22 protein-coding genes and 1 tRNA gene are annotated in these 23,942 nt (G+C 53.2%); 14 read left to right on the forward strand and 9 right to left on the reverse strand.

Annotated elements, in window-relative coordinates; all coding sequences use genetic code 11:
- The first annotated feature begins 3 nt into the window (after positions 1-3).
- Genes JMG82_RS10920 through JMG82_RS10935 form a run of 4 tightly spaced genes read left to right on the forward strand, consistent with a single transcriptional unit; the run spans position 4 to position 4,742 of the window.
- On the forward strand, positions 4-813 hold the full coding sequence (locus JMG82_RS10920) for a UDP-2,3-diacylglucosamine diphosphatase (protein WP_201352765.1): 810 nt from the start codon (positions 4-6) through the stop codon (positions 811-813).
- Complete coding sequence (locus JMG82_RS10925) at positions 803-1,753, forward strand: chemotaxis protein (protein ID WP_201352766.1); 951 nt, start codon at positions 803-805, stop codon at positions 1,751-1,753. Before JMG82_RS10920 ends, JMG82_RS10925 begins: the two co-directional genes overlap by 11 nt.
- Positions 1,754-1,764: 11 nt before the next feature.
- On the forward strand, positions 1,765-4,248 hold the full coding sequence (locus tag JMG82_RS10930; RefSeq protein WP_201352767.1) for a hybrid sensor histidine kinase/response regulator: 2,484 nt from the start codon (positions 1,765-1,767) through the stop codon (positions 4,246-4,248).
- On the forward strand, positions 4,245-4,742 hold the full coding sequence (locus JMG82_RS10935) for a chemotaxis protein CheW (protein ID WP_201352768.1): 498 nt from the start codon (positions 4,245-4,247) through the stop codon (positions 4,740-4,742). Before JMG82_RS10930 ends, JMG82_RS10935 begins: the two co-directional genes overlap by 4 nt.
- A 6-nt stretch (positions 4,743-4,748) precedes the next feature.
- On the opposite strand, the gene JMG82_RS10940 is transcribed toward JMG82_RS10935, so the two are convergent.
- Positions 4,749-5,663, reverse strand: coding sequence for a methylenetetrahydrofolate reductase (locus tag JMG82_RS10940; RefSeq protein ID WP_201352769.1), 915 nt, complete (start codon positions 5,661-5,663; stop codon positions 4,749-4,751).
- A 109-nt stretch (positions 5,664-5,772) separates the two neighbouring features.
- Here JMG82_RS10940 and serB point away from each other — a divergent pair, with 109 nt between their 5' ends.
- The 4 genes from serB to JMG82_RS10960 are packed head-to-tail and all read left to right on the forward strand — an operon-like array spanning position 5,773 to position 9,640.
- The gene (gene serB / locus JMG82_RS10945) at positions 5,773-6,399 is read left to right on the forward strand and encodes a phosphoserine phosphatase SerB (RefSeq protein ID WP_201352770.1); all 627 of its coding nucleotides are present in this window, start codon (positions 5,773-5,775) and stop codon (positions 6,397-6,399) included.
- 1 nt (position 6,400) lies between these two features.
- Complete coding sequence (locus JMG82_RS10950; protein WP_201352771.1) at positions 6,401-8,200, forward strand: ABC transporter ATP-binding protein; 1,800 nt, start codon at positions 6,401-6,403, stop codon at positions 8,198-8,200.
- Positions 8,187-8,951 carry an undecaprenyl-diphosphate phosphatase gene (locus JMG82_RS10955; RefSeq protein ID WP_201352772.1) on the forward strand — a complete coding sequence of 255 codons (765 nt, stop codon included), beginning with the start codon at positions 8,187-8,189 and terminating at the stop codon, positions 8,949-8,951. Before JMG82_RS10950 ends, JMG82_RS10955 begins: the two co-directional genes overlap by 14 nt.
- Entirely contained in the window at positions 8,948-9,640 is a 693-nt protein-coding gene (locus tag JMG82_RS10960) for a tetratricopeptide repeat protein (RefSeq protein ID WP_201352773.1), read from the forward strand. The genes JMG82_RS10955 and JMG82_RS10960 overlap by 4 nt, the downstream gene beginning before the upstream one ends.
- Positions 9,641-9,762: 122 nt before the next feature.
- Here the strand turns inward: JMG82_RS10960 and JMG82_RS10965 are convergent, their stop codons facing one another.
- From JMG82_RS10965 to JMG82_RS11000, 8 genes are all read right to left on the reverse strand, one after another.
- Positions 9,763-12,417: an MlaD family protein gene (locus JMG82_RS10965; RefSeq protein WP_201352774.1), complete on the reverse strand. Its 2,655-nt coding sequence runs from the start codon at positions 12,415-12,417 to the stop codon at positions 9,763-9,765.
- Positions 12,410-13,063 carry a paraquat-inducible protein A gene (locus tag JMG82_RS10970; RefSeq protein WP_201352775.1) on the reverse strand — a complete coding sequence of 218 codons (654 nt, stop codon included), beginning with the start codon at positions 13,061-13,063 and terminating at the stop codon, positions 12,410-12,412. The genes JMG82_RS10965 and JMG82_RS10970 overlap by 8 nt, the downstream gene beginning before the upstream one ends.
- Entirely contained in the window at positions 13,041-13,604 is a 564-nt protein-coding gene (locus tag JMG82_RS10975; protein WP_201352776.1) for a paraquat-inducible protein A, read from the reverse strand. The genes JMG82_RS10970 and JMG82_RS10975 overlap by 23 nt, the downstream gene beginning before the upstream one ends.
- 237 nt (positions 13,605-13,841) lie before the next feature.
- Positions 13,842-13,932, reverse strand: a tRNA-Ser gene (locus JMG82_RS10980).
- A 393-nt stretch (positions 13,933-14,325) separates the two neighbouring features.
- Positions 14,326-15,012, reverse strand: coding sequence for an orotidine-5'-phosphate decarboxylase (gene pyrF, locus JMG82_RS10985; RefSeq protein ID WP_201352777.1), 687 nt, complete (start codon positions 15,010-15,012; stop codon positions 14,326-14,328).
- Between the two features lie 28 nt (positions 15,013-15,040).
- Positions 15,041-15,724: a hypothetical protein gene (locus JMG82_RS10990; RefSeq protein ID WP_201352778.1), complete on the reverse strand. Its 684-nt coding sequence runs from the start codon at positions 15,722-15,724 to the stop codon at positions 15,041-15,043.
- Between the two features lie 3 nt (positions 15,725-15,727).
- Positions 15,728-17,689 carry an acetate--CoA ligase gene (gene acs, locus JMG82_RS10995; RefSeq protein ID WP_201352779.1) on the reverse strand — a complete coding sequence of 654 codons (1,962 nt, stop codon included), beginning with the start codon at positions 17,687-17,689 and terminating at the stop codon, positions 15,728-15,730.
- Between the two features lie 150 nt (positions 17,690-17,839).
- Positions 17,840-19,018 carry an NAD(P)/FAD-dependent oxidoreductase gene (locus JMG82_RS11000; RefSeq protein WP_201352780.1) on the reverse strand — a complete coding sequence of 393 codons (1,179 nt, stop codon included), beginning with the start codon at positions 19,016-19,018 and terminating at the stop codon, positions 17,840-17,842.
- Positions 19,019-19,217: 199 nt separating this feature from the next.
- Between JMG82_RS11000 and JMG82_RS11005 the strand changes: the two genes are divergently transcribed.
- From JMG82_RS11005 to JMG82_RS11030, 6 genes are all read left to right on the forward strand, one after another.
- Entirely contained in the window at positions 19,218-19,472 is a 255-nt protein-coding gene (locus tag JMG82_RS11005) for a helix-turn-helix domain-containing protein (protein WP_201352781.1), read from the forward strand.
- Positions 19,450-19,593 carry a hypothetical protein gene (locus JMG82_RS11010; RefSeq protein ID WP_201352782.1) on the forward strand — a complete coding sequence of 48 codons (144 nt, stop codon included), beginning with the start codon at positions 19,450-19,452 and terminating at the stop codon, positions 19,591-19,593. The genes JMG82_RS11005 and JMG82_RS11010 overlap by 23 nt, the downstream gene beginning before the upstream one ends.
- A gap of 43 nt (positions 19,594-19,636) precedes the next feature.
- The gene (locus JMG82_RS11015; RefSeq protein WP_201352783.1) at positions 19,637-20,164 is read left to right on the forward strand and encodes a peptidylprolyl isomerase; all 528 of its coding nucleotides are present in this window, start codon (positions 19,637-19,639) and stop codon (positions 20,162-20,164) included.
- Between the two features lie 327 nt (positions 20,165-20,491).
- Positions 20,492-22,399, forward strand: a complete 1,908-nt coding sequence (locus tag JMG82_RS11020) for an NAD(+) synthase (protein ID WP_201352784.1) — start codon at positions 20,492-20,494, stop codon at positions 22,397-22,399.
- Positions 22,396-22,848: a DUF302 domain-containing protein gene (locus tag JMG82_RS11025; protein ID WP_201352785.1), complete on the forward strand. Its 453-nt coding sequence runs from the start codon at positions 22,396-22,398 to the stop codon at positions 22,846-22,848. Before JMG82_RS11020 ends, JMG82_RS11025 begins: the two co-directional genes overlap by 4 nt.
- A gap of 3 nt (positions 22,849-22,851) precedes the next feature.
- The gene (locus tag JMG82_RS11030) at positions 22,852-23,931 is read left to right on the forward strand and encodes an epoxyqueuosine reductase QueH (RefSeq protein ID WP_201352786.1); all 1,080 of its coding nucleotides are present in this window, start codon (positions 22,852-22,854) and stop codon (positions 23,929-23,931) included.
- Positions 23,932-23,942: the final 11 nt, after the last annotated feature.

Below are 23,942 nucleotides of genomic sequence, written 5' to 3' on the forward strand. Positions count from 1 at the left end.
TGTATGCGACACAACGGGATCGCAAAAAAAGAGGCAAGAGAAGACTCCCCGATCTTCTCCCGCAATCCCGATGCCCCCTTTTTGCTGAAACCGGGCGCCTGGTTCATCGCCGACGCCCATTACGCCAGCTACCAGCCCAGACTCTACGACTTCCTCGCGTCTGTCAAGGAGAGCGATCTGCCCTCACAACTGGTACTGATGGGCGATATTTTCGATCTTCTCTTTGGCGACGCACCCAATTCGATTGAACCAAATCGCAAAATGGTCGATCTTTTAAAACGCATAAGCTTGCGAACGGAGATTCTCTATCTCGAGGGAAACCATGATTTCGGGCTCAAAAGGATTTTCGCCGATGCGATACGTATCGTCGAGCGCCAAAAACAGCCCCTGATCCTCTCTGTCGAAGGTCGTACCGTAGCGTTGCATCACGGAGACATTCTGCAGGGCCTGGGATATGAGATCTATACGGCATGGATACGTCATCCGTGGGTCAACAGGGCTCTCAATCTGATCGATACGCTCACCGGCGGAAAGATCATCGGATGGCTCGAAGATTACAACCGTAAAAAAAAGCCGTGCTACCGCATCGGAGATTTCGAAAAGAGGACGCGAAAGCGGCTGGAAACTTTACAAAAACGATACAGGTTCGATATATGGATTGACGGCCATTTCCATCAAAATGTCCGGTTGAACTATGGCGATATCGACTATATCAACCTGCCGGCGTTCGCCTGCGACGGTAGTTATACGATTATGAAAACCGATGCCGAAGGATTGGCATTCGAAAAGGTAAAGGATCGCAATGGGATCTAAAAATGATGTTTTGCAAGTCGGTTCCAACGAACTGGAACTCGTGGATTTCCGTATCTTCAAAGAGGAGAACGGGAAAACCTACGAAGGAATCTACGGTATCAATGTCGCCAAAGTACGTGAGATCATCAAATACCCGAAACTGACGGAACTGCCCGGCGTTCCCGAATATATAGAAGGGATATTCGATTTGCGCGGCGTTGTCATTCCGGTCGTGAATCTCGCCAAATGGATGGGGATTAAAACCCCTGAAAACAAAGAGATCCATCCTCGGGTCATTATCGCCGAGTTCAACAACATTCTCATCGGTTTTGTCGTGCACGAGGCGAAACGGATTCGGCGCATCAGCTGGAGCGACATCGAGCCGGCCTCTTTCTCCTCCGGCGAGGGAATTCTCGACAAGAGCAAAATCACCGGTGTGACACGCATCGAGAACGACGAAGTGCTCCTTATCCTCGATCTCGAGAGCGTCGTGGAGGATCTGGGCTTCTATCAGCCCGATGTCGACAGTGAAGTCGCCATCGACCGCTTCAGCGGCATGGCGATGGTGCTCGACGACAGTCTTACGGCACGGAAGATCGTCAAGGACGCGCTGCAGAAGATGGGGTTTACCGTGATCGAAGCGAAAGACGGAGAGGAAGGAATGGAAAAGCTCGAGGAGCTGTACGGCCACTATGGAGAGGATATTTCGGAAAAAATGAAGATCATCGTCTCCGACGTCGAAATGCCCCGCATGGACGGCTTTCACTTCGCCGCGAAGGCGAAGGAGGATCCGAGATTCGAAAAGATCCCGATCGTGTTCAACTCTTCGATCAGCGACCACTTCAGCGAAGAGCGGGGCAAGGAGGCCGGCGGTGAAGGCTATATGGTCAAGTTCGATGCCAACGTCTTCTATGCGGAAATATCGAAAATCGTACGGTCGCATATCAGGCAGGCTTCATAAAGGATTAGGGTATGGATGAATTTGAAGAGATACTGGAAGATTTTCTGATCGAGGCGTTCGAGATGATCGAACAGCTCGACAACGACTTGATCGAACTTGAAAACAGCCCCGAAGACCTTGACCTTCTGAATCGAATTTTCCGCGTGGCCCACACGATCAAAGGCTCAAGTTCGTTTCTCAACTTCGATGTTTTGACGCATCTGACACACCATATGGAGGATGTGCTCAACAAAGCGCGCCGGGGGGAGCTTGTCATCACCCCCGATGTGATGGATACGGTCCTCGAATCGACCGACAATATGAAAGCGCTGCTTGAGCATATCAAACAGACGGGAACCGACGAGGGTGAAATCGATGTGGCGCCCACGGTCAAGCGTCTTGAAGCGGTGTTGAGCGGTACGGCCGGCGAACCTGTCGAAGAGGAGCCTGTGGCTCGTGAAGAGGAGACGGAGCCGGTGGCCGAGGAGCCGGATCTTTCGCAGATGAGCGAAGAGGAGGTCGAGGCCGAGATCGAGCGGCTGCTCAAAGAGCGCCAGGAGGAGGACCGCAGAAAACGGGAAGCCAAGCGCAGGGCGCAGAGTACGGAAGAGGTACCCGAAATCGCGAAAGAGGGCGAAGCAGCCGAGGAGCCGGATCTTTCGCAGATGAGCGAAGAGGAGGTCGAGGCCGAGATCGAGCGGCTGCTCAAAGAGCGCCAGGAGGAGGACCGCAGAAAACGGGAAGCCAAGCGCAAGGCGCAGGAGGCGGAAAAGATCGAAGGGGAGGCGCCGATGAAGGGCGCACCCTCTTCGCACAAACCCGCCGCGGCGATGCCGAAAAGAGAGGAGAAATCCCAGCCGCCAAAAGATCGCAAAGCCAGCCTGGAGCAGACGATACGTGTCGATGTCAAGCGCCTTGACGACCTGATGAACCTGATCGGGGAACTTGTGCTGGGCAAAAACCGCCTGCTCAAAATCTACGACGACGTGGAGGAGCGATACGAAGGGGAGCAGTTCCTCGAAGAGCTGAACCAGGTCGTCTCCTCCATCTCCCTTGTAACGACCGATCTGCAGATTGCGGTCATGAAGACACGCATGCTGCCCATCGGCAAAGTCTTCAACAAATTCCCCCGGATGGTGCGCGATCTCTCCAGAGAGCTTCACAAGGAGATCGAACTGGTCATCAGCGGCGAGGATACGGAGCTCGACAAATCGATCGTCGAGGAGATCGGCGACCCGCTGGTTCATATCATTCGCAACTCCTGCGATCACGGCATCGAAAGACCCGAAGAGCGTGTCGCCAAAGGGAAACCGGCGAAAGGGACCGTCCAGCTCAAAGCCTACAACGAGGGGAACCATATCATCATCGAAATCGTCGACGACGGCAAAGGACTCGATCCCGACATGCTGAAAGCGAAGGCGATGGAGAAAGGGCTCATCAGCGAAAAAGAGGCGGATCAGATGAGCGACAAGGAAGCTTTCATGCTCATCTTCAAGCCCGGTTTTTCCACTGCGGCCAAAGTGACCAACGTCTCGGGCCGCGGTGTCGGAATGGATGTGGTCAAATCCAATATCGAAAAGCTCAACGGCATCATCGAGATAGATTCGGAACCCGGCAAGGGAACGACCCTCAAACTCAAGATTCCTTTGACGCTGGCGATCATACAGTCGCTGCTTGTCAGCGTGCAGGAGGAGTATTACGCGGTGCCGCTGGCTTCGGTTCTGGAGACGGTGCGAATCACCCCCGACGAGATTCAGAGTGTCGAAGGGCGAAGTGTGCTGCGCCTGCGCGACGAAGTGCTTCCGCTGGTGCATCTGGCGGACATTTTCGATGTGGAGCGGGTTTTCAGCATGGGCGAGCATGCCTATGTGGTCATCATCGGGCTGGCGGAGTCCAAACTGGGACTCATCGTCGATTCGCTCGTCGGGCAGGAAGAGATCGTCATCAAATCGCTCGGCGAGTATCTCAAAGGGATCGAGGGGATAGCAGGTGCCACGATCCGGGGCGATGGCCGGGTCACGCTCATTGTCGATGTGGGCGCTTTGATGAACATGGCCAAAAGTGTCAAGAGCTCTCTGCAGAATCTCGAAAACAGCGAGGCAACCAGCGAGAAGAGTTCGCCGGCCGACTACAATATCCTGATCGTCGACGACAGCAAAACCGACCGGACAATCATGCGAAAAGCCCTCGAACCGCTGGGTGTGACGGTGACGGAGGCGACGAACGGTGTCGAAGCGCTCAATATCATGAAAGACGGCAGCAAACTGTTCGATGCCGCTCTTGTCGATATCGAGATGCCCCGCATGGACGGATACACACTCGCGAGCGAAATCAGGAAGTTCAACAAGTTCAAAAGCCTTCCTCTGATCGCCGTAACAAGCAGGACGAGCCGAAGCGACCGTCTGCGCGGCGTCGAAGTGGGGATGACGGAGTACATCACCAAGCCCTACACACCGGAGTATCTGATGAATGTCGTCGCCAGAAACATCAACCTCGACGCGGAGCATAGATTATGAGTACACAACTCGAACAGGTATTGAAAAAACAGCAGCAACAGCAGAAGGCACCGGCAGAAAGCGAAATAGAGAACGTCATCCAGCTGGTGGGCTTTATGGTGGGTGACGAAGAGTTTGCCGTGCCGATTCTGGGGATCCAGGAGATCATCAAACCCATCGAGTACACGAGGGTTCCCAAAACACCCCCTTACGTGCTGGGTGTCTTCAATCTTCGCGGAAGCGTCCTGCCACTCATCGACCTGCGGATGAAGTTCGGTCTTTCACGCTCGAAAGAGAACGAGGATACGCGCTATATGGTGATCAAGCACAACGACGAGATCGCCGGATTTGTCATCGACCGGCTCACGCAGGCGATGCGGATTCCGGAGAGCGCCATCGATCCCGCCCCCGAAACGATTCACAACGAGCAGAATCTCATCTACGGGGTCGGCAAACAGGAGGAGAAGCTGGTTTCGATTCTCAATGTCGAAACCCTTCTTAGACGCGATTTCTGATGCCTCTTACTCTTCCAGAAGCTTCTGCGCGAGGCTGAAGCGGTTGGCCGTCATCAGGTGGATTTTCGGATGGAACTCCCTGACGCTTCCGAAAATTTCGCGGCTGAGAGCGAGCCCCACTCTCTCCTCCTCTTTTTCACTCTTTTTCTGTGCCTCATAAAGGGCGTCGATCCAGTTTTTTGGCACATGGATACCCGGTACATGCGAAGCGAGAAACTGTGCCGTCTTCAGACGGGTGACAGGAAAAATACCCAGTATCAGCGTGCTTGAGCGGTTGCCGCTTTTGATTTTCGCCTCCTCGAAGAGCTCCAGCAGCATCAAAGCGTTCTCCCGTTCGAAAACCGGCTGGGTGATGACACCCAGCGCCCCGTGATCGAGCTTTTTGATGAATTTCTTCAGAAGCGTATTGGGATTTTTGGCGAAGGCGTTGCTGACGGCGAAGGGATAGATGGGTCTGGGTTTGATGCCGAACTCCCTGCCCGCGTAGTCGATGCCGGCATTGAAACATTTGATGATGTCCAGCAGCATCGTGCTGTCGCTTTCGAAGACCCCTTTGGCCTGGGGCTGGTCGCTGATTTTGGCCGGGTCGCCTGTGAGGGCGAGAATGGCGCGTACGTCGATACTGTTGGCGCCAAGCAGATCGGACTGGAGCGCAATTTTGTTGCGGTCGCGCATCGTCATTGTCGCAAGAGTGGGTTTTTTGAACGTCTGCTGCAGCTGGTGGGCGGCGATGATGCTGTTGAATTTCAGTTTCGCCAGCGGGTTGTCGGTCGTGCTGAAACCGTCCACCTTTTTCGCGATGCCCAGTTTGTCGATCGTTTCGATGACGGGAGTAAAAAGGGCGTCGTGCCGGGGCGTCGTCTCGAGGGTGATGTAGCTTTTTTTGGGGTCCTGAAGTTTTTTTATCAGTTGTTCGAACATCGTTTTCCGTTATCTGTCTGTTATTTTGGTTTGGATATTATAGCACCTAATTTAAAATCGACAGCCGGGAGCCGACGGTCGATGGAACTTTTTTGATAAGGTGAAGCGTGTGAAACTCGTTGTATTCGATTTCGATTCGACATTGATGGATGGGGAAACCATCGATTTTCTGGCCGAGCCCCTGGGGTTGAAGGAGAAAGTGGCTGTCATCACCGAGCGGGCGATGCGGGGGGAACTCGATTTTTTCGAAAGCCTAACGACCCGTGTCCAGCTGCTCGAAGGGCTCTCTGTCGAGGAGGTCGACGCCATCTGCCGAAATCTTCCCCTGATGCCGGGTGCGGAAGAGACGGTTCGCAGACTCAAGGAACGGGGCCACAAGGTGGTCGTCTTCAGCGGCGGTTTCAGAAACGCCACGGGTCATGCCCGCGAGATGCTCGGTTTCGACGCCGACTTTTCCAACGTGCTTCACGCCCGTGACGGACGCCTGACGGGACTGGTCGGAGGCGACATGATGTTCGACTTTTCCAAAGGCGATATGCTTCAGCGTCTTCAGCGGCTGCTGGGTATCGGTGCCGAAGATACCGTTGCCGTCGGCGACGGCGCCAACGACCGGAGCATGTTCGCCCATGCAGGGACGCGCATCGCCTTCTGCGCCAAGGAGATATTGAAAAAAGAGGCCGATGTCGTCATCGACACCAAAGACCTGACCCGGGTTCTTTCGCATATCGATGGATAAAATGGAGCGGACGCAACCGGGCGTACTCTCCCTGGCGGCCATTTTCGATCGTATCAGGGGCTATAAAAAAGCCCTTGTGGCCGGAAATGCTGTCGCCATTCTCGCCACACTGGTGAGTGTGCCCACACCTCTGCTCATTCCGGTGCTCGTGGACGAGGTGCTTCTGCACCGTTCCAGTACCCTGACACACTGGATCGACACCCATATCATGCCGATGCAGACTTTCGGCTATGTCGTGACGATCCTGTTGGCCACGGTCTTGCTGAGATTCGCTTACACGGCCCTGAGTATTCTGCAGACCAAAATTTTCATGCAGATTTCCAAAGATGTCACCTACAAAATCCGTATCGATGCCTTGGAACATCTCAAACGGATTTCGATGAAAGCCTATGAGACGTCCCGTTCCGGCTCCATCGCCGCGAAACTGGTGACCGATGTTGAGACCATCGACACTTTCATCGCCTCGACGGTGAGCCGGCTCATCATCTCCGTTTTGACTCTGGTTGGCATTGCGGGCGTTCTGCTCTGGATCCACTGGGGACTGGCACTTTTCATTATCGTCCTCAATCCGCTGGTCATCACTTTCACGACGAAACTGGCGCGCAGAGTCTCGAAGCTCAAAAAAGAGGAGAACCGGGCAATCGAGGTTTTTCAGTCGGCACTCACCGAAACTCTCGATCTTTTCGGACAGATCCGTGCCTCGAACCAGGAACGACGTTTTTTCGGTGCATTGCAAGAGAGGGCGAAAGAGGTGCGGCAGCGCAGTATCGCATTCGGATGGAAGAGCGACGCTGCAAGCCGTATCTCCTATCTGACCTTTCTGGCGGGCTATGAACTCTTCCGTGCCGCAAGCATCCTGGCTGTCGCTTTCAGCGACCTCTCCATCGGAATGATGCTGGCGGTATTCGGGTATCTCTGGTACATGGTAACACCCGTGCAGGATATTTTGGGTATCCAGTACGCCCTGCACAATGCCAGGGCCGCCATCGCCCGTATCAACGGTATTTTCGCCATGCCCACCGAGCCGGCTTATGGCCATCGGAAAAATCCCTTCGAAGCAGCAAGGGTGGGGGTGAGACTGCAGGATGTGAGTTTCGGGTATTCACCCGGGACGCAGGTGCTCCACGCGGTGCATTTCGAAGCCAAACCTGGCAGGCGTGTGGCGCTGGTGGGTGCCAGCGGATCGGGAAAGACGACGCTCGCGCAGCTGATCGTGGGGTTCTATCCACCTGAGAGCGGCACTCTCGCATTCAACGGTGTCGATATCAGAGAAATCGGTCTTGACAGGGTCAGGACCCATGTCAACCTGGTGCTTCAAAGCCCGAAACTCTTCCATGACACGATACGTTTCAACATCACCCTGGGCCGGGATGTTCCCGAAAAGAGAATATGGGATGCCCTGGAGATGGCCCAGATGAGAGCGGTGATCGAGAGTTTCGAAAGCGGGCTGGAAACGGTTGTGGGACGGGAAGGCATCAAACTTTCCGGCGGGCAGCGCCAGCGTATCGCCATCGCCCGTATGATCGTCGCCGATCCGAAAATCGCGATTCTCGACGAATCGACGTCGGCACTGGATGTCCACACCGAAGCCCGTCTCTACGAGGCACTGGAACCCTTTTTCGCGGCCCGTACGACGATCACGATCGCCCACCGCCTCAGTACGATACGCAAGGCCGATTATATCTATATTCTCGAAAACGGCCATATCGTCGAAGAGGGTACACACGAAGAACTTTTGAAAAAAGAAGGAGTCTATATGGGATACATCAAACAGTCAGGAGAGTGTGATGGAGTGGTTTGACGCACTGATACTTGGAATCGTCGAAGGGGTGACGGAGTTCCTGCCGGTCTCCTCCACGGGACACCTGATTCTTGCCTCGAAACTGATGGGCATCGCGCAGACCGATGTGCACAAAACCTTCGAAGTCGTAATCCAGCTGGGCTCGATCCTGGCGGTGATCTTCGCGTTCAAAGAGAAGATATTCCACAGCATCGAGCTGTGGAAACGGCTGATTGTAGGGTTCATTCCCACGGCGGTGCTAGGTTTTACGCTCTACAAGATCATCAAGTCCCTTTTCGCGCCCGAGACGGTGGCTTACATGCTGGTCATCGGAGGTATCGTTTTCATTCTCGTCGAACTGCTTTACAAGGAGAAGGAACACCACGTGGCCCATGTCGAGGATGTCAGTTACAAACAGGCCTTTGCCATCGGTCTCTTCCAGTCCCTGGCGATGGTGCCCGGTACCTCGCGATCGGGGGCGACGATCATCGGCGGTCTGCTGATTGGGCTCAAAAGAAAGACTGCCACCGAATTCAGCTTTCTGCTGGCCGTCCCCACGATGCTGGCCGCCACGGCCTACGATATTCTCAAGCATCACAGCGAATTCGATTTTTCCGACGCGCAGGCGCTGGGTATCGGCTTCGTTACCGCTTTTTTCGTGGCTTTGGTAATCATCAAGTGGTTCTTGGCGTTTATCAAAAAGCATACGTTCATACCTTTCGGGATTTACCGTATAATCGTCGGACTGATTTTTCTCGGAGTGGTATTATGAGCAAATATTTTGAAATGGCTGCGGATCTGTATCAAAAAGGGGACAGGGTTTCGGCTTTCAACGCGTTTTTGGAACTGGCTATCGACGGGGATGCCGACGCCCAGGCAATGGTGGGGTTCATGCTCGAAAACGGCGAAGGGTGCGAGCAGAATGTGGAAGAGGCGTTCGGATGGTACCAGAAGGCCGCGGACCAGGGACAGCATGTGGCTCTTTTCAACCTGGGGCAGATGCTTCGAAGCGGCAAAGGGTGTCCCACAGACGAGAAGGCGGCGTTCGAGGCTTTCATGAAATCGGCCTGGGCCGGCAATGTCCATGCCATGTTCGAAGCGGCCCAGATGATGGAGGCCGGGGCGGGTACTCCCCTCAACCTAGAACGCGCCGCCAACTGGTACGAAACGGCGGCTCAGTACGGCCACACGGAGGCGCAGAACTGTATCGGCGCCATGTACCAGGAGGGCCAGGGAGTCGCGAAAGATTACGAAAAGGCGCGCAGATGGTATGAAAAGGCTGCCGAACAGGGCCATCCCAGGGCAATGTACAACCTGGGAATGCTCTACGACAAAGGGTGGGGAGTGGAACAAAACAGCGAAAAAGCCCTCGAATGGTGCCGCAAAGCGGCCCACGCCGGACACGACAAGGCCAAGAGCATCATTCGTCGTCTCCAGGAAGAGGGAAAGATCGTCTTTTAGTCGGTACTCGCTCTTTTAAGAAGCATCGATAACGATTCTTGGAAAAGAGAGATTGGAACAGGTGAGCCTTCTATGCTTTTTGCCCATAAAAGATGATTCCCTTGTGAAGAAGATCCTATTCTTCAAAGTTTCGGTCTCCAACTCTTCCATTCTTCCTTCTCCTCGTTGAAAAGTGGAAATATGTGCCCATCTTCGACAACGGGGCCGGGATTGTCCGGTACCGCCATGCCGATACCTCCGGAAATCATCGTCTTCAGGGTTTCCGTGCGTATTTTCACACCCAGAAGACTCACATCCATACCGAACGCGCCGGCCATATAGAATTTGCTATTTTTACGAACGAGATGCGCGTATCGAGGTTCAATGAAGAGTGTGATGTCCACATGGGTGGCATCGTCGCTGAGTACCCATGACTCCACCTTTCCGATGGGAACCTGTCGGTAATAGAGAGGAGAACCGACATCGAGGCTGCTGCGCCGGTCGCCTTCTACTATGATGCGCAACCCGGTTTTCCCGTAGGTTGGGGGAGGGGCGGTTTCGGAAAGGATGAACGATGCCGACCGGTCGTTCGCCACTCCGGGCGTCAATGCAAGAGCCGGGCCTGAAACGGCGCTGCCGATATTGCTCACTCCGTTGAGGTCCATTTGGAATGTTTTGAGCCAGATGACCGAATCACTACGGAGAAGATGGGAATAGCCTTTTTCTATGAGCACTTCGGCCTTGATCATATTGTTTTTGAGTGTCAGCCGATCCACCTTGCCGATCGGAAAATTTTTGTAGAGCAGCTGTGTGCCCGGCTTGATGTCGTGTGTATCCGAAAGCCAAAGTTCGAAAGTGTCGTAACGCTCTTTTTTCAGAACCGTTTCGTCGAAAAGCCGGAAACGGTGACCGCTTTTTACCGGGGAGGCTTTCGGATCGGGTGTCTCGAAACACAGCCCGCCCGTAAGCACCGTTTCCATGGAAGCGGTTTTCAGTTTTATCTCCGGGAAATCGACTTTCAGTTCGATGCCGCTGACATTCCTGAAACGGGTCGAGGCGTTGATTCGGGTCCTGAACTGCTTTTGTATGAAAATCAGCACATCGATCATATCCGATTCCGGCAGGTATCTGTAGGAGATGATCTCACCCGCTTTGAATTTCCGGTATAGAATCGGCGAACCTTTCGACAGTGAGCCGAGTTCTTTCATCAAAATATGGTATTCGGCGCCGCCCAATTTGAGATAACGCGCTTTGTGGAAACTTTTGTAGTCTTTGAAGATAAAGAAGTGGTCTCTGGTCTGCGGGGCTTTACGATCGAGTGTGACCATCGCCACACCGCCAAGCACAAGAGTTTCCAAAGAAGCGCTTTCGATGTGTATATCAGTCAGTGACATCTCCACCTCGACGCCGCTTTTGACGTAGAACATGGAGGAGTCGTTGAGAAAACTGGCATATTTTTCGAAAATGATCGCTTCGATATCGAGTTTTTTCCTCTCAGGCTGCAGGCTTACTTTATTGATCTGACCGATAGGTATATCCTTGTACAGAATCGCAGTGCCGCTCTTGAGGGATTCTGCATGAATCGCCGAGAGATGGATGATTTTTCCTTTCAACGGAATCGGGTTGTCGTGCAGCACAAACTTTTTTTTGGGCGATGCGTTGATATCGAGGGTGTCAAAAGCGATGTAGGGACCACTCAAAATGGCATTGAGTCCCTTGACTTCCCGGATTCCGACAATGGGACGCACGATCCAGAACCATGCCTTCTCATTGGCCAGATGACTGAATTTTTTACTCAGTCTGATCTTGAAGACGGTCTGGGATTTTTTCGTATCGTAATGAAGACTGATGATTTTTCCGACCTTGAATCCCTTGTACATGACACTGGAGAAGTTGGGGTCGACATTGTAGGCCTTGTCGGCCACGACGGTAATGATGTTCTCGTCGAGATGGGTGTCGAGTTTGGAGTTGTAAAGGGTATAAAGATCTTTGGGCTTCGAAGAGAAGTTCCCTTCAGGCGTTTCGAATGCCACTCCACCCGCAAGAAGTGTCGCAAGCGAATCCATCTTGATCTTGACGCCGGCGAGATTGGCTTGAAGTTCGGCACCGCTGACTTTCCAGAATCGGGTTCCACTGTTGATGAGATTTGCGTACCGGTCCTCGATAAAGACTGTATAGAGCACATCGTCGTTCTCAAGCCTTTTGTCGATGACTTTGCCCACGATGAAGCTTTTGAAAAGCACTGGCGCATTGAGCCTGACAGCGGCTTTGGGTGCTTTCAGGGTGAGGTAGAGACCCTTTTCGTACCGTTTGGGCGGGTAGCGGTCGAGTCCGTTGAAGTGAAATTGCCGCGGCTTTGCCAGTATCTCATTTTTCGAACGCCCCGCAGGATAGAGGTCGATGTAGACACCGCTAAGAATCGTATCAAGCCCCGTCACTTCGGTCAAAGAGATTTTCGGCTCCACTTTGATGAATTTGGTACCCTTGCGTGTGACATATTTTTCGGCACGCGGGTCGACGGTAATCGTGGCTTTCACTTTATAAAGATCGTTGGCGTCGATGTTGATATCGGTGACGGTTCCGATTTTTATACCCTGATAAACAAGAGGGGTCTTGTCGACTTCAAGACCCTTGCCGCTGTCGAAGACGACGATGATGTTCACCCCCTTCTGGGTGTAATGTTTGTACACGAGCCAGCCGGCCATCAAAAGAGCCACGATGGGGATGAGCCAGACGAGCCAGAGTGTGCCGCGCCCTTTTTCGACGGCACGGTGCCCGTGATGGTGCGTGTCAGCCATGATCTATTCCTTCGTGTTGTTTGGTTTCGGGTTTTTTTGAAATCTCTTTGTCGAACATCAGCCTGGGATCGAAATGTTCCGTGGCGAACATCGTCATCAGCACGGCCAGCATAAATGCGATGGCTGCCGGTCCCGTGACGATGGTGGCGAGGTTTTTGAACTGGACGATGCCGACCATCAGCGCGACGACGAAGATATCGAGCATCGACCATTTGCCGATGAAGTGGATGATGCGGTAGAGTTTCAGGCCGAAAAGCGCCCTTCTGCGCCATCCGAAATGGACGATCAGCAGCAGATAGAAGAGTACGGTGAGTTTGAAAAACGGGACGAATATGCTGGCCGTAAAAATGACGATGCCGATTCCTGCTTCGCCGTGTTCGAGAAAATAGATGACACCGTCCATGATGGTTCCCGCATCTTCTCCCGCGATTGATTTGACGATCATCATCGGCAGCAGGTTGGCGGGAACAAGGAAAATGATGGCGGCGACCGTGAGGCTCCATGTGACGGGAATGGAATGGGGAATTCTCTGATGGACAGGCTCACCGCATCTATCGCAGACTCGGACTGTAAGAGGGTGGAGTTTTCTGCAGTGCAGGCAGAGTTGTCTGTCTGCTTCGATGTCAGTAATCCATCGCATCTTCATACCAGATATCTTCGGGATTGAACCAGACGGTGGTAATGTAGAATGTCAGAAAAAAGAAGATGAAGAGTACAAAACCCGGGCCGATATGCAGCGTACCCATTCCCAGCAGTTTGATGATGGCGACAATGACGGCGATGAGGTAGACTTCCGCCATGCCCCATTCGCGCATCTTTTCGTAGAGGCGGAACCACAGGGCGACCCCCCGGGGTCTGTACCCGAAATGAAGAGGTACGAGCATCAGCAGAAGCAGCACCATCATAATGACCGGTATCAGCAGGCCGGTCATCATGGAGACAAAGGCGATCAGATAGTAGCCGTCTTTGTAAACCATCCACAGTGCTTCAAAAAGTGTGGATTGGGCTTTGAGACCCATAATGTCGAGGTCAAGAATAGGCAGGAATGTCAGAGGAACAAAAAGAGCCAGTGTCGTAACGGCCATGACGATGATGTACCTAAAAGGCTGCCCCCGGCGATAGAGCAGGGCATGGCATCTTGGACACCGGTACTGCGAAGAGGTGGGGTGCAGGGGCAGGGCAACCACTACACCGCAATCCTTGCATGCTGTATTTTTATGGTCCGCTCTATTCACTCTCTCTGCTTTTGCTCTGGATATTTGAACACGTATTTTACAAACCGATGTTACAAAATTGTATAAGTGGTCCAATTTTATTCAAAACTGACTTTTAGAGAGTTGAAACATGAATTAACGGATTTTGAGCTGACACATTATGGATTGAATGGATGTACGCATAAAATCTTTGAAAACAGAAGAAACAAGTGGCGGACAGGGAGGGATTCGAACCCTCGGTACCCGGAAAGGTACGCACCCTTAGCAGGGGTGTGGTTTCAGCCAGCTCACCCACCTGTCCTAAGAAGTGGGTGAAATTATAGCGGGTGATTGTTAATATAATCCTTAAAGTTTTGTTATACGATCATCTGCCGTCCGCTTCTCTGTATTGGAGATTAAAAGAAAGATCGCTCCGTGATGTTCCCCGCCTTTTTTCATCGTTTGTTGGCTACAATGGCACAATTTGAAAAACACTATCAGGAGTCATAATGTTTCAAAAGTATGCGCCGCTCATTTTTGTCATACTCTTCGCGCTGTTTGTCGGATGGATGATCTGGGGGATGGAGACGGCGGTACCGCAGGGAAACTGGTAAGTAGTCGTTGGTCGTTGGTCGTTTGAACGGGACGTTGTCCCTTTTGAGTGATTGGGGGGTAAAAAGAGAGGGAAAGGAATGAGTCTCTCCCTTTCCTTCCTTTACGATAATTTTTCGAGGATTTTTTCGACGGTTTCGGCGGGGTTGTCGGCTTGGTAGACGGGCCGGCCTACGACGATGATGTCGACCAACTCCTCTTTGGCTTTGTCGATGTCCGCCACTCGTTTCTGGTCGTCGCTCCCTTCGCCAAAGGGACGGATGCCGGGTGTGAGGGTTAGGAATTTCCGATCGGTTTCGTGCTTGATCATCCGGCTTTCATAGACGCTGCAGACGACGCCGTCGAGTCCGGCCTGGTAACTCTGCAGTGCGAACTGTTTCACTTTTTCCTCGATATCCGAGCCGTAGATCTCCTTGAAACTGTGATAGTCGAAAGAGGTGAGTGCCGTCACGGCGAGAACAAGGGGTCTCTTTTTGAATGTTTCAAGCCTTCGCATCACCGTCTGCATCGCTTTTTTTCCGGCGCTTGCATGGATGTTGAACATATCAATCTCCATTTTCGCGATCTCTTCGGCAGCATCGGCCATCGTGTTGGGAATATCGTAGAGTTTGAGATCGAGAAAGAGTCGGAAAGAGGGATTGATTGTCTTGAGCTCTTCAAGAAACGGGCGTCCGTCGCGTATGAAAGTACGGAATCCGACTTTCAGCCAGATATCGAAAGATTTCAGACTTTCTGCCAGCGAAACATTTTCCTCTCTTGAGGGCAGATCAAGCGCCACACAGAGTTGCATGGGTATATCCTTTTTGAAAAATTATATCCTAATCCAGCGGGAGAAGTTTGTATCGAAGTTTGTGAAGATCTCCTCCGACGGGTATCTTGAGCATGAAATCGGTTCGTCGGACAAAATTCTCTTTCGGCAGAAGAATCACGAGAAAACCGACGGTGGTGCTGTTGGGGGCCAGTGATGTATTATGGGGGAGCCTGACGAAACAGAGATCTTTTTTGATGCCGGTGTAGATATCGGCAAGGGCCTTTTCCGTTGGCTTAAGATCTTTGGAGTTTTTCACTTTCTCGCTGATGACACCGAATTTGAGAAGATCGTTTCTAAAGACGCTCGATCCGAGAATCGGCTTGGTGTGGTGTGGTTGGTGAAAGTAGTCGCAGACTTCGTCGATGGGAAGCATTTTGACGACGTTTTTCGGATTGAAAAACGAGATCTCTTCCCATTTCAGCGGCACGGTTTTTTGGGTCTTGTTGGCAATGGCGAGGGCGATGAGAGCCTCTCTGCCGCCCCGGATGGGGTTGTTGACCACCATGGCGGAGACAACAGAGCCCCCAAGATCCGAGGTGAAGACCTGCACGCCTTCGACGAAGTGGGTCGCCTGCTGTTGCACAGGATGGGCCTGGAGGACCGAAAAATAGAGCTTCTCTTTGGGCCGTTGCTGTTGCGTGCAACCGGTGAGTATCAGCAGTGTCAGGAAAAAAAAGCCCCACCGTTTCATCCGTTATCCTATCACGCAGGTCTGGATCTTCGCCACGATGCCTGGGTCTTCCAGGGTTGAGATGTCCTGTTTGATCTCCTCGCCTTTGGCGATGGAACGGAGGATGCGGCGCATGATCTTGCCGGAGCGGGTTTTGGGCAGACCGGGAACCACTTTGATCGTATCGGCCTTGGCGATATTGCCGATCTCCCTGGCGATCACTTCGTTGATCTCCCTGGCCAGTTCCGCCTCTTCCCCGAAGGTGTCTTCGACATCCTTGAGGACAATATAGGCGAAAATGCTTTCTCCCTTGATCTCGTCGGGTTTGCCGACGACCGCGACTTCGGCGACGTGGGGATGTTTCTTGATCGCCGCTTCGATTTCGGCCGTACCCATGCGGTGTCCCGAGACATTGATGACATCGTCGACGCGGCCGGTGATCGTGATGTATCCTTTTTCGTCCACCGTCGCCCCGTCTCCGGAGAAGTAGACCGGTTCGCCGTCTTTTTTCGCGTCGCCAAAGTAGCTCTTTTTAAAGCGTTCCGGATCGCCCCAGATCGTCCGAATCATGCTCGGCCAGGGTCTGGTGATGCACAACAATCCCTGTTCCCCCGGTTCGACCGGTGTGCCGTCGGGTTCGATCACTTCGGCCATGATCCCGGGCAGCGGGAAAGTGGCGCATCCCGGTTTGATGGGGGTGGCGCCGGGCAGCGGGCTGATCATGTGGCCGCCGGTTTCGGTCTGCCACCAGGTGTCGACGATGGCACAGCGTCCGCCACCGATCTTTTCGTAGTACCACTTCCATGCCGGCGGGTCGATGGGTTCGCCCACCGTTCCAAGAACCTTGAGGGAGCTGAGGTCGTATTTTTCGGGTTCGTGTTCGCCCATCTTGTGCAGAACGCGGATAGCCGTGGGCGCAGTGTAAAACTGGTTGATCCTGTACTCTTCCACCATCTTCCAGGCGCGGCCTGCGTCGGGATAGGTAGGCACTCCTTCGAACATCACCGTCGTCGCACCCATGGCGAGCGGTCCGTAGACGATGTAGGTGTGGCCGGTGATCCAGCCGATGTCGGCGGTACACCAGTAGGTATCGTTCTCCTTGACGTCGAAAACCCACTCCATCGTCATCTGTGCCCAGAGAATATAGCCCGCCTGGGCATGCTGGACTCCTTTGGGTTTGCCGGTGGAACCGGATGTATAGAGAAGGAAGAGGGGATCTTCGCTGTCGAGAATTTCGGGTTCGCAGCGGTCGCTCTCAAGGCCGATCAGTTCGTTGTAGCTGTAATCCCGCCCTTCGATCCAGACGACGTCTTCGTGGTTGCGCTGAACGACGAGGACCTTTTCGACGCAATCGCATCCCTCTTCCAGGGCTTCGTCGACCACGGGTTTGAGCATATAGGGTTTGTCTTTTCTGAAAGCGCCGTCGGCAGTGATGACCACTTTGGCCTTGGCGTCGATGATGCGGTCGCGGAGCGCTTCGGCGCTGAAGCCGCCGAAAACGACGGAGTGGATCGCACCGAGGCGCGCGCAGGCGAGCATCGCATAGGCCGCTTCGGGAATCATCGGCATGTAAAGTACGACACGGTCCCCTTTTTTGATGCCAAACCGGTTTTTGAGCAGGTTGGCGAATCTGTTGACGTTGCGGGAAAGTTCGAGATAGGTGATAATCTGCCTGTCGCCCCTGTCTCCCTCGAAGATGATGGCCGCTTTGTTTTTACGCACGTCGATATGTCGGTCGACACACTGGTAACAGACATTCAGCTTGCCGCCGACGAACCATTTATAAAACGGGGCGTCGCTCTCGTCGAGTACCTGCGTGTAAGGTTCGAACCAGTCGATCTTTTCTCTTGCCCAGTGGTCCCAGTATCCTTCGTAATCCTCTTTCGCCCACTCCATCAGCTCTTGGTATTCGCACATGTTTTTGATGCGTGCCTGTTTCGCTAACACTCGGTTGGGGTAATAGATTGTACTCTCGGTATGACTCATCCGTCTCTCTCCTCTGTCAAATTTTGAATTATTGTGCCGTTTTTTGCACATGCCGTAGCGTACAAGAGACAATTAGTTGATTATATAAAGTAATACCTAAAACTTTGTTTGTCCTGCCGGAGTATGCCGCTGCGCCTCTTTGCTTCCGGATCATTTCCGGACTTTATAGCCGGCATTGACCCGTAGGCTTATGCCAAGATAGTAGATGAGCGTGACGATGCGTTTGAGGTAGTAAACGCCGATGCCGCTGAATCGCACGCCGAAGAGTTCCGCTGCGCCGTAACGGCCGCCGAGTGCGATGAAAAGGCCGTCCATTTTGGCGGCAAACGGGGCGGTTTCAACGTTTCTCAATCGGTTCGAGATCGATTTCGCCACATATTCGGCACTTTTTTCCGCAATCTGTGCGGTGGGCGGGAGCGGGTTGCCCTCTGAATCGGTGATTTCGGCCACATCTCCGATGGCGTAGATGTCGGTATGCCCTTTCACTCTCAGATGGGGTGTCACTTTCAACTGTTCCAGCCGGTTTTTTTCGAACGTTTCGGGAACGAAATCGCTGACTCCTTGGATGCCGCCGGTGAAGATGATGAAGGTATAAGGAATTCGATCGCCGTCTTTGAAGTGAAGCCGCCGGTCGTCGACCGAGGCGATGAAGGCCGAGGTTCTGACTATGACACCCAGGTTCTCCAACCGCTTCAGTGCGCTTTGAATCAGACGGGGATGCATGCCCGGAAGGATCGTGTCGCAGGCATCCACGAGGGTAATGCGAATCTCACGCTCTCTCTTTCCGATCATCTTTCTGTAGCGTCGGAGCATATAGGCCATTTCGGCGGCCACTTCGACACCGGAGAGTCCGGCGCCAGCGACGACGATGTTGATGATTTCGTCGTCTCCCTCGAGCTTTCGCTCCACCATATGCTGAAACCTGTGGTGGAAGCCGAAGGCACGATCGAGGCGTTTGACACCGTAACTGTGGGCTCTGAGCCCTTCGATGAAAGGCGGGAAATTGGTTTTTGCGCCTGTGGCGATGATCAGGGAGTCGTAGGGGATCGACTTGCCGTCGAGGCGAACGGTGCAGTTTTCGGTGTCGATTCCCTTTACCTCAGCTCGGACAAAGCGTACCGGCTTATCGAATCCCTCGCACCACGCTTCCAGATCGATCGCGAGTTCGTCGATATCTTTGGTGCCGGCGATATAGCCGTAAACTTCGGTCTGCATATAGTGATAGCCGTTACGGTCGATCAGCGTGATCTCCGTATGGGGAGTATGCACCAGCTTTTCGATGGCGCGCAATCCGCCATACCCTCCGCCCAGCACGACGATTCGATGCATAAAAATTCCTTCCTATGGCTCTGCGGTAACCATTATAGCAAATATGCGTTACCCACGATTTGGAATAAATGCACAGAAAACTGTATGAAAATAGTAATAAAATATCTAAAAATAGTATATAAATAGATAAACATAGAAAAAAACTGTAAAAAAAATACATATTAATGTCTATAACAGCTTTGACGAGTATAATTTTGTGATGAAAGTCAGCGACATTTTCAATATTGTCCACAACGCCCTGGAAGCCAAGAACAACGGGAAAAAAATTTCGCAGAGAGCGATGGCGGAAGAGTTGGGTGTTTCGATGCGGACATACCAGGATTGGCGTACGGGCAAGGCACAGCCGATCGCTGCGCGGGCGCTCATGCAGATGCTCGGTGAACTGGACGATGATGAAATTGTACGCGTAGTAAAAAAGATAAGGTCGTTAAATGAGCAATCTGACGCAAAGTGAACGAGAAGGCCTCAATGAACTCTTCTGCCAGCTGCAATTGGCGAACATTCCTCTGCACAAAAGGATTCTTCTGCGATTGAATCACCTCCTTGTCCTGATCAAAACCCATCTGATGCGTTGAGAATGGTATAATCCCCCTCAAAACAATATTTCAAGGATCGACCATGTTCGGAAAAAAACTCAAAACCTACGATTATGACCAGGAGACGCTGAACCGCTTTCAGTACGCGAAGATCAAAACGAACAAAGGCGACATCTGGTTGAAGCTCTATGTCGACGAAGTGCCCAATACGGTGGCCAATTTCGCGACACTGGCGAACCAAGGTTTTTACGACAATCTCAAATTCCACCGTGTCATAAAAGGTTTCATGGCCCAGGGAGGCTGCCCCCACAGCGGTCCCGGCGGCAATCCGGCGCGCGTGGGAACCGGCGGACCGGACTGGGCCATCGCCTGCGAAACCGACAAAAATGTCCACAGGCATGTGAAGGGGACCCTTTCGATGGCCCACGCCGGCAAAGATACGGGCGGCAGCCAGTTTTTCATCTGTTTCGCTCCCTGCCCCCATCTTGATGGCGTCCATACCGTTTTTGGAGGAATTGAAGAGGATGACGCAGACAGCATGCTGGTTCTTGACAGCATCGATCAGAACGATACGATCGAAACGATCGAAATTCACGCTTCGAGGCAATAACCCTCTTTTAAAGATGCGTGCCTCGATACGGTTTCCTCTCTTCTCTTTGGCCGCATAAGGCGCCCGGCCGTCTCACTTCAGCAAGTCTATGCGCGGCGCCGTCGCAAATTTGAAAACGCATCGACGTTGAAACATTTCCGGTTGGCGGTGCCGCCCGTCTTCTGAAACATTTCGGGTGGATTGGGTGCGACCCTGCCGGTCGATTTTCGGATTTAAATTTCGTTTATGTTAAAATAGGTATGAATTTATAAAGCTATTAAAAGAGCAAAAAAGGGCGGAAAAGTCTTTTTTTATTGAGAAGTGATATCCCAAGGCCAAAGGGAGAAGATGTACGGATTTTGCAGAGTGGCCGCGGCTGTTCCGAAAGTAAGGGTCGCGAAAGTCGGATTCAATGTCGATCACATGATCGATCTGTGGAAAATAGCGGCGGAACAGAATGCCGCCATCATTCTTTTTCCCGAACTTTCGGTGTCGGGCTACAGCTGCGGCGATCTTTTTTACCAGCAGGCGCTGCACATAGCGGTGGGCAGAGGGCTCGAAAAACTGCTGAAAGCGTCGCAGTCGTGTGCCACGGCGGCGGTCGTCGGGGCGCCTGTGTGGCACTTGGGACGCCTCTACAACTGCGCGCTTCTCCTGCAGGAGGGGAAGATACTGGGTGTTGTGCCCAAAACCTACGTTCCGGAACATAAAGAGTATTACGAAAAGCGCTGGTTTGTCAGCGGCGGCTCTGTTACGAACGAAACCGTGACACTCATGGGAGAGGAGGTTCCCTTCGGCACCGATCTTCTCTTCTGTGGCAAAGAGGGTGTCAAATTCGGAATCGAAATCTGCGAAGACCTCTGGACCGTGGTGCCGCCCAGTTCCTACCAGGCCCTTGCCGGCGCGACAATCCTTCTGAACCTCTCAGCCAGCGACGAGATCGTCGGAAAGAGCGAATATCGGGCCTCGCTGGTGGGTACGCAGAGCGCCCGGTGCATGGCGGGCTATGCCTATGCCTCCTGCGGCATGGGGGAGTCCAGTACCGACGTGGTTTTCGGCGGAGATGTGATGATCGCAGAGAATGGTGCGATGTTGGAGCGGGGCGAGCGTTTTCTGGACGAATCGCAGGTGATTTTCGCCGATATCGACGTTCAAAGGCTGGAGACGATGCGACTGAGCGAGGGAAGTTTCGCGGATGGCGAGATCCGTCCATACCGTCATGTTCGGCTTTTCGATCTTCCCGAAATAAAACAGCTCAACCGATTCGTCGATCCCCACCCCTTCGTACCGTCGAAAAAGAGCGAACGGACGAAACGGTGTCGGGAGATTTTCGCCATACAGGCGGCGGCGCTTCAGAAGCGGCTTGAGCATATCGGGTCGAAAGTATGCGTGCTCGGCATATCGGGTGGACTCGACTCGACGCTGGCGCTGTTGGCGACCTACCGGACCTTCGAAATCATGCGGAGGGACCCGAAGGATATCGTCTGCGTCACGATGCCCGGCTTCGGAACGACGGAACGGACACTTGAGAATGCCGTGAAACTGTGCGAAGGGCTGGGTGTTACCCTGCGGCGCATCGACATTACCGAGGCGTGCATGGAACATTTCAGGCAAATCGGACACGATCCGAAGGAGCACACGATCGTCTACGAAAACGTCCAGGCCCGGGAGAGGACGCAGATTCTGATGGATTTGGCCAACAAGCTCGGCGGTATCGTCGTCGGAACCGGCGATTTGAGCGAATCGGCCCTGGGATGGAGCACCTACAACGGCGATCACATGTCGATGTACGCGATCAACGTCGGCATTCCCAAAACGCTGATACGCTATCTTGTGGCCTGGACGGCGGAAGTCTATCCCGAAATTTCCGATGTCCTTCACGATATACTCGCCACGCCCGTCAGTCCGGAACTGCTGCCTCCGAAAGAAGACAAGATCGTCCAGAAGACGGAGGAGGAGGTGGGACCCTACGAACTGCACGATTTTTTTCTCTACCATATGATCAAAAGCGGTGCCCGTCCGGGCAAGATTCTCTTTCTCGCCCAGAGTGCCTTCGGTGGGAAATACGACCGCGAAACGATAAAAGGGTGGCTGAAGGTCTTTCTGCGCCGCTTTTTCTCCCAGCAGTTCAAGCGCAGCTGCATGCCGGACGGGCCGAAGGTGGGCACCATCGCCCTCTCGCCCCGGGGAGACTGGCGAATGCCCAGCGACGCGGAGGTCGAGGAGTGGATCAAAGAATTGGAGGAGAGTGAATGAAAAGAGTGTGGATGGTGTGGCTGATTCTCTTTTCGATCGCGGCGGCAGAAAACGGGGTAGTGACCTACAAAAGCCGCTATAGTGTGGACGAGACAACAAAACGGCTCGTCGCGATAGTTCGGGAGAAGGGACTCACCCTGTTCAAAGTGATCGACCATGCCGAAGGCGCGCGAAGAGCAGGGAAAAAACTGCGCCCCATGAAACTCGTCATCTTCGGAAATCCGAAAATGGGAACACCGTTTATCCAGTGTTCCGAAACGATGGGGCTCGATCTGCCGCAAAAAATGCTCATCTATGAAAACAGTGCGGGCAAGACGATGGTGGCTTACAACGCGCCGGGCTACCTTTTTGGGCGCCACAATGTCGGCTCCGATTGTGCGCGGAAACTTCAGGAGAAAATGGCAAACGCTCTGAAAAAATTCGCCAAACAGGCAGCGGGTGTCAAATAGCGGATGCTGGTGCATATCTGCTGCAGTGTCGACAGCCACTTTTTTCTCCAGAAGCTGAGGGAGGATTTTCCCGAAGAGAGGCTGGTCGGCTTTTTCTACGATCCCAACATCCACCCCTACAGCGAATACAGACTCCGGCTTCTGGATGTGCAGCGAAGCTGCGCGAGGCTCGGCATCGAGCTGATCGAAGGCCCCTACGACTACGAAGCGTGGCTCAATGCGGTCAGGGGACATGAGAACGATCCGGAAAAGGGTGCCCGATGTGAAATCTGTTTCGACCGCCGTTTCGAGATGAGCGCCCGAAAGGCCCGCGAGATCGGCGAAAAAAGGATGACGACGACCCTGCTTGTCAGCCCGAAGAAATCCCAGGAGCAGCTCGTACGCACCGGTGAGCGGTTCGCCCGAAGCCACGGCGTGGAGTTCGTCTATGTCGATTACCGCAGCGGCGGGGGCACGCAGCTTCAGCAGCAGGTGAGCAAAAAGGAGAGGCTCTACCGGCAGGATTACTGCGGCTGCATGTTCGGACTGACGATCCAGCGAAATCAGCAGCATAAGCTTGCCGACGAACTCTTTTCGCCTGTCGACGGCAGTGTGCTGCCCGGTTCGATCGAAGAGCGCCTCGCCATGTATGAGGAACGGCTGAAGATCGAAGAGGAGGGAAAAGAGTACCGTATCGTCCGGCAGAAGTTTCTCAACTACCGTCTCAAATACGGTTGGGTCAAACGGAAAAAAGAGACGATTCCCTCCTATATTCTTCCCTATTCGGTCATGAAGCGGCGCTATACCAGCGGAAAGATCGAAACAAAACTCGACAGCCTCTACTGCTTCAACCGGGAAGAGATCCGTTTTGTCCGGCTTCAGGATTTCAACCGTCTGGCGGAGAGATTTTGGCACTCCGTTGCCGAGCTGGTGTACGATCCTCCCTCTTTCACGGAGGCGCTTCATATCCGGGAAAAGCTCGGGCTGGGGCTTTGGGATCTGTCGCCGATGATCGTCCTGGAGGAGATTCCCGCGGGAAAACTCGAAATTCTGATCGAGAGTGAGCAGTATCAGGATGTCAGAGAAATATTAGTCACAATATGATAGAATGATCG

The organism is Hydrogenimonas urashimensis (assembly GCF_016593255.1).
Taxonomy (GTDB): Bacteria; Campylobacterota; Campylobacteria; order Campylobacterales; family Hydrogenimonadaceae; genus Hydrogenimonas; species Hydrogenimonas urashimensis.

Excerpts from the sequence above, each read along its gene's own strand:
- JMG82_RS10925 (WP_201352766.1), top strand. The coding sequence starts at position 803 with ATGGGATCTAAAAATGATGTTTTGCAAGTCGGTTCCAACGAACTGGAA.
- JMG82_RS10940 (WP_201352769.1), bottom strand. The coding sequence starts at position 5,663 with ATGTTCGAACAACTGATAAAAAAACTTCAGGACCCCAAAAAAAGCTAC.
- JMG82_RS10965 (WP_201352774.1), bottom strand. The coding sequence starts at position 12,417 with ATGGCTGACACGCACCATCACGGGCACCGTGCCGTCGAAAAAGGGCGC.
- JMG82_RS11005 (WP_201352781.1), top strand. The coding sequence starts at position 19,218 with ATGAAAGTCAGCGACATTTTCAATATTGTCCACAACGCCCTGGAAGCC.
- JMG82_RS11000 (WP_201352780.1), bottom strand. The coding sequence starts at position 19,018 with ATGCATCGAATCGTCGTGCTGGGCGGAGGGTATGGCGGATTGCGCGCC.
- JMG82_RS10960 (WP_201352773.1), top strand. The coding sequence starts at position 8,948 with ATGAGCAAATATTTTGAAATGGCTGCGGATCTGTATCAAAAAGGGGAC.
- JMG82_RS11025 (WP_201352785.1), top strand. The coding sequence starts at position 22,396 with ATGAAAAGAGTGTGGATGGTGTGGCTGATTCTCTTTTCGATCGCGGCG.
- JMG82_RS10950 (WP_201352771.1), top strand. The coding sequence starts at position 6,401 with ATGGAGCGGACGCAACCGGGCGTACTCTCCCTGGCGGCCATTTTCGAT.
- JMG82_RS11015 (WP_201352783.1), top strand. The coding sequence starts at position 19,637 with ATGTTCGGAAAAAAACTCAAAACCTACGATTATGACCAGGAGACGCTG.
- JMG82_RS10930 (WP_201352767.1), top strand. The coding sequence starts at position 1,765 with ATGGATGAATTTGAAGAGATACTGGAAGATTTTCTGATCGAGGCGTTC.
- pyrF (WP_201352777.1), bottom strand. The coding sequence starts at position 15,012 with ATGCAACTCTGTGTGGCGCTTGATCTGCCCTCAAGAGAGGAAAATGTT.
- JMG82_RS10990 (WP_201352778.1), bottom strand. The coding sequence starts at position 15,724 with ATGAAACGGTGGGGCTTTTTTTTCCTGACACTGCTGATACTCACCGGT.
- JMG82_RS11030 (WP_201352786.1), top strand. The coding sequence starts at position 22,852 with ATGCTGGTGCATATCTGCTGCAGTGTCGACAGCCACTTTTTTCTCCAG.
- JMG82_RS10935 (WP_201352768.1), top strand. The coding sequence starts at position 4,245 with ATGAGTACACAACTCGAACAGGTATTGAAAAAACAGCAGCAACAGCAG.
- JMG82_RS10955 (WP_201352772.1), top strand. The coding sequence starts at position 8,187 with ATGGAGTGGTTTGACGCACTGATACTTGGAATCGTCGAAGGGGTGACG.
- JMG82_RS10920 (WP_201352765.1), top strand. The coding sequence starts at position 4 with ATGCGACACAACGGGATCGCAAAAAAAGAGGCAAGAGAAGACTCCCCG.
- acs (WP_201352779.1), bottom strand. The coding sequence starts at position 17,689 with ATGAGTCATACCGAGAGTACAATCTATTACCCCAACCGAGTGTTAGCG.
- JMG82_RS11020 (WP_201352784.1), top strand. The coding sequence starts at position 20,492 with ATGTACGGATTTTGCAGAGTGGCCGCGGCTGTTCCGAAAGTAAGGGTC.
- JMG82_RS11010 (WP_201352782.1), top strand. The coding sequence starts at position 19,450 with ATGAGCAATCTGACGCAAAGTGAACGAGAAGGCCTCAATGAACTCTTC.
- JMG82_RS10970 (WP_201352775.1), bottom strand. The coding sequence starts at position 13,063 with ATGAAGATGCGATGGATTACTGACATCGAAGCAGACAGACAACTCTGC.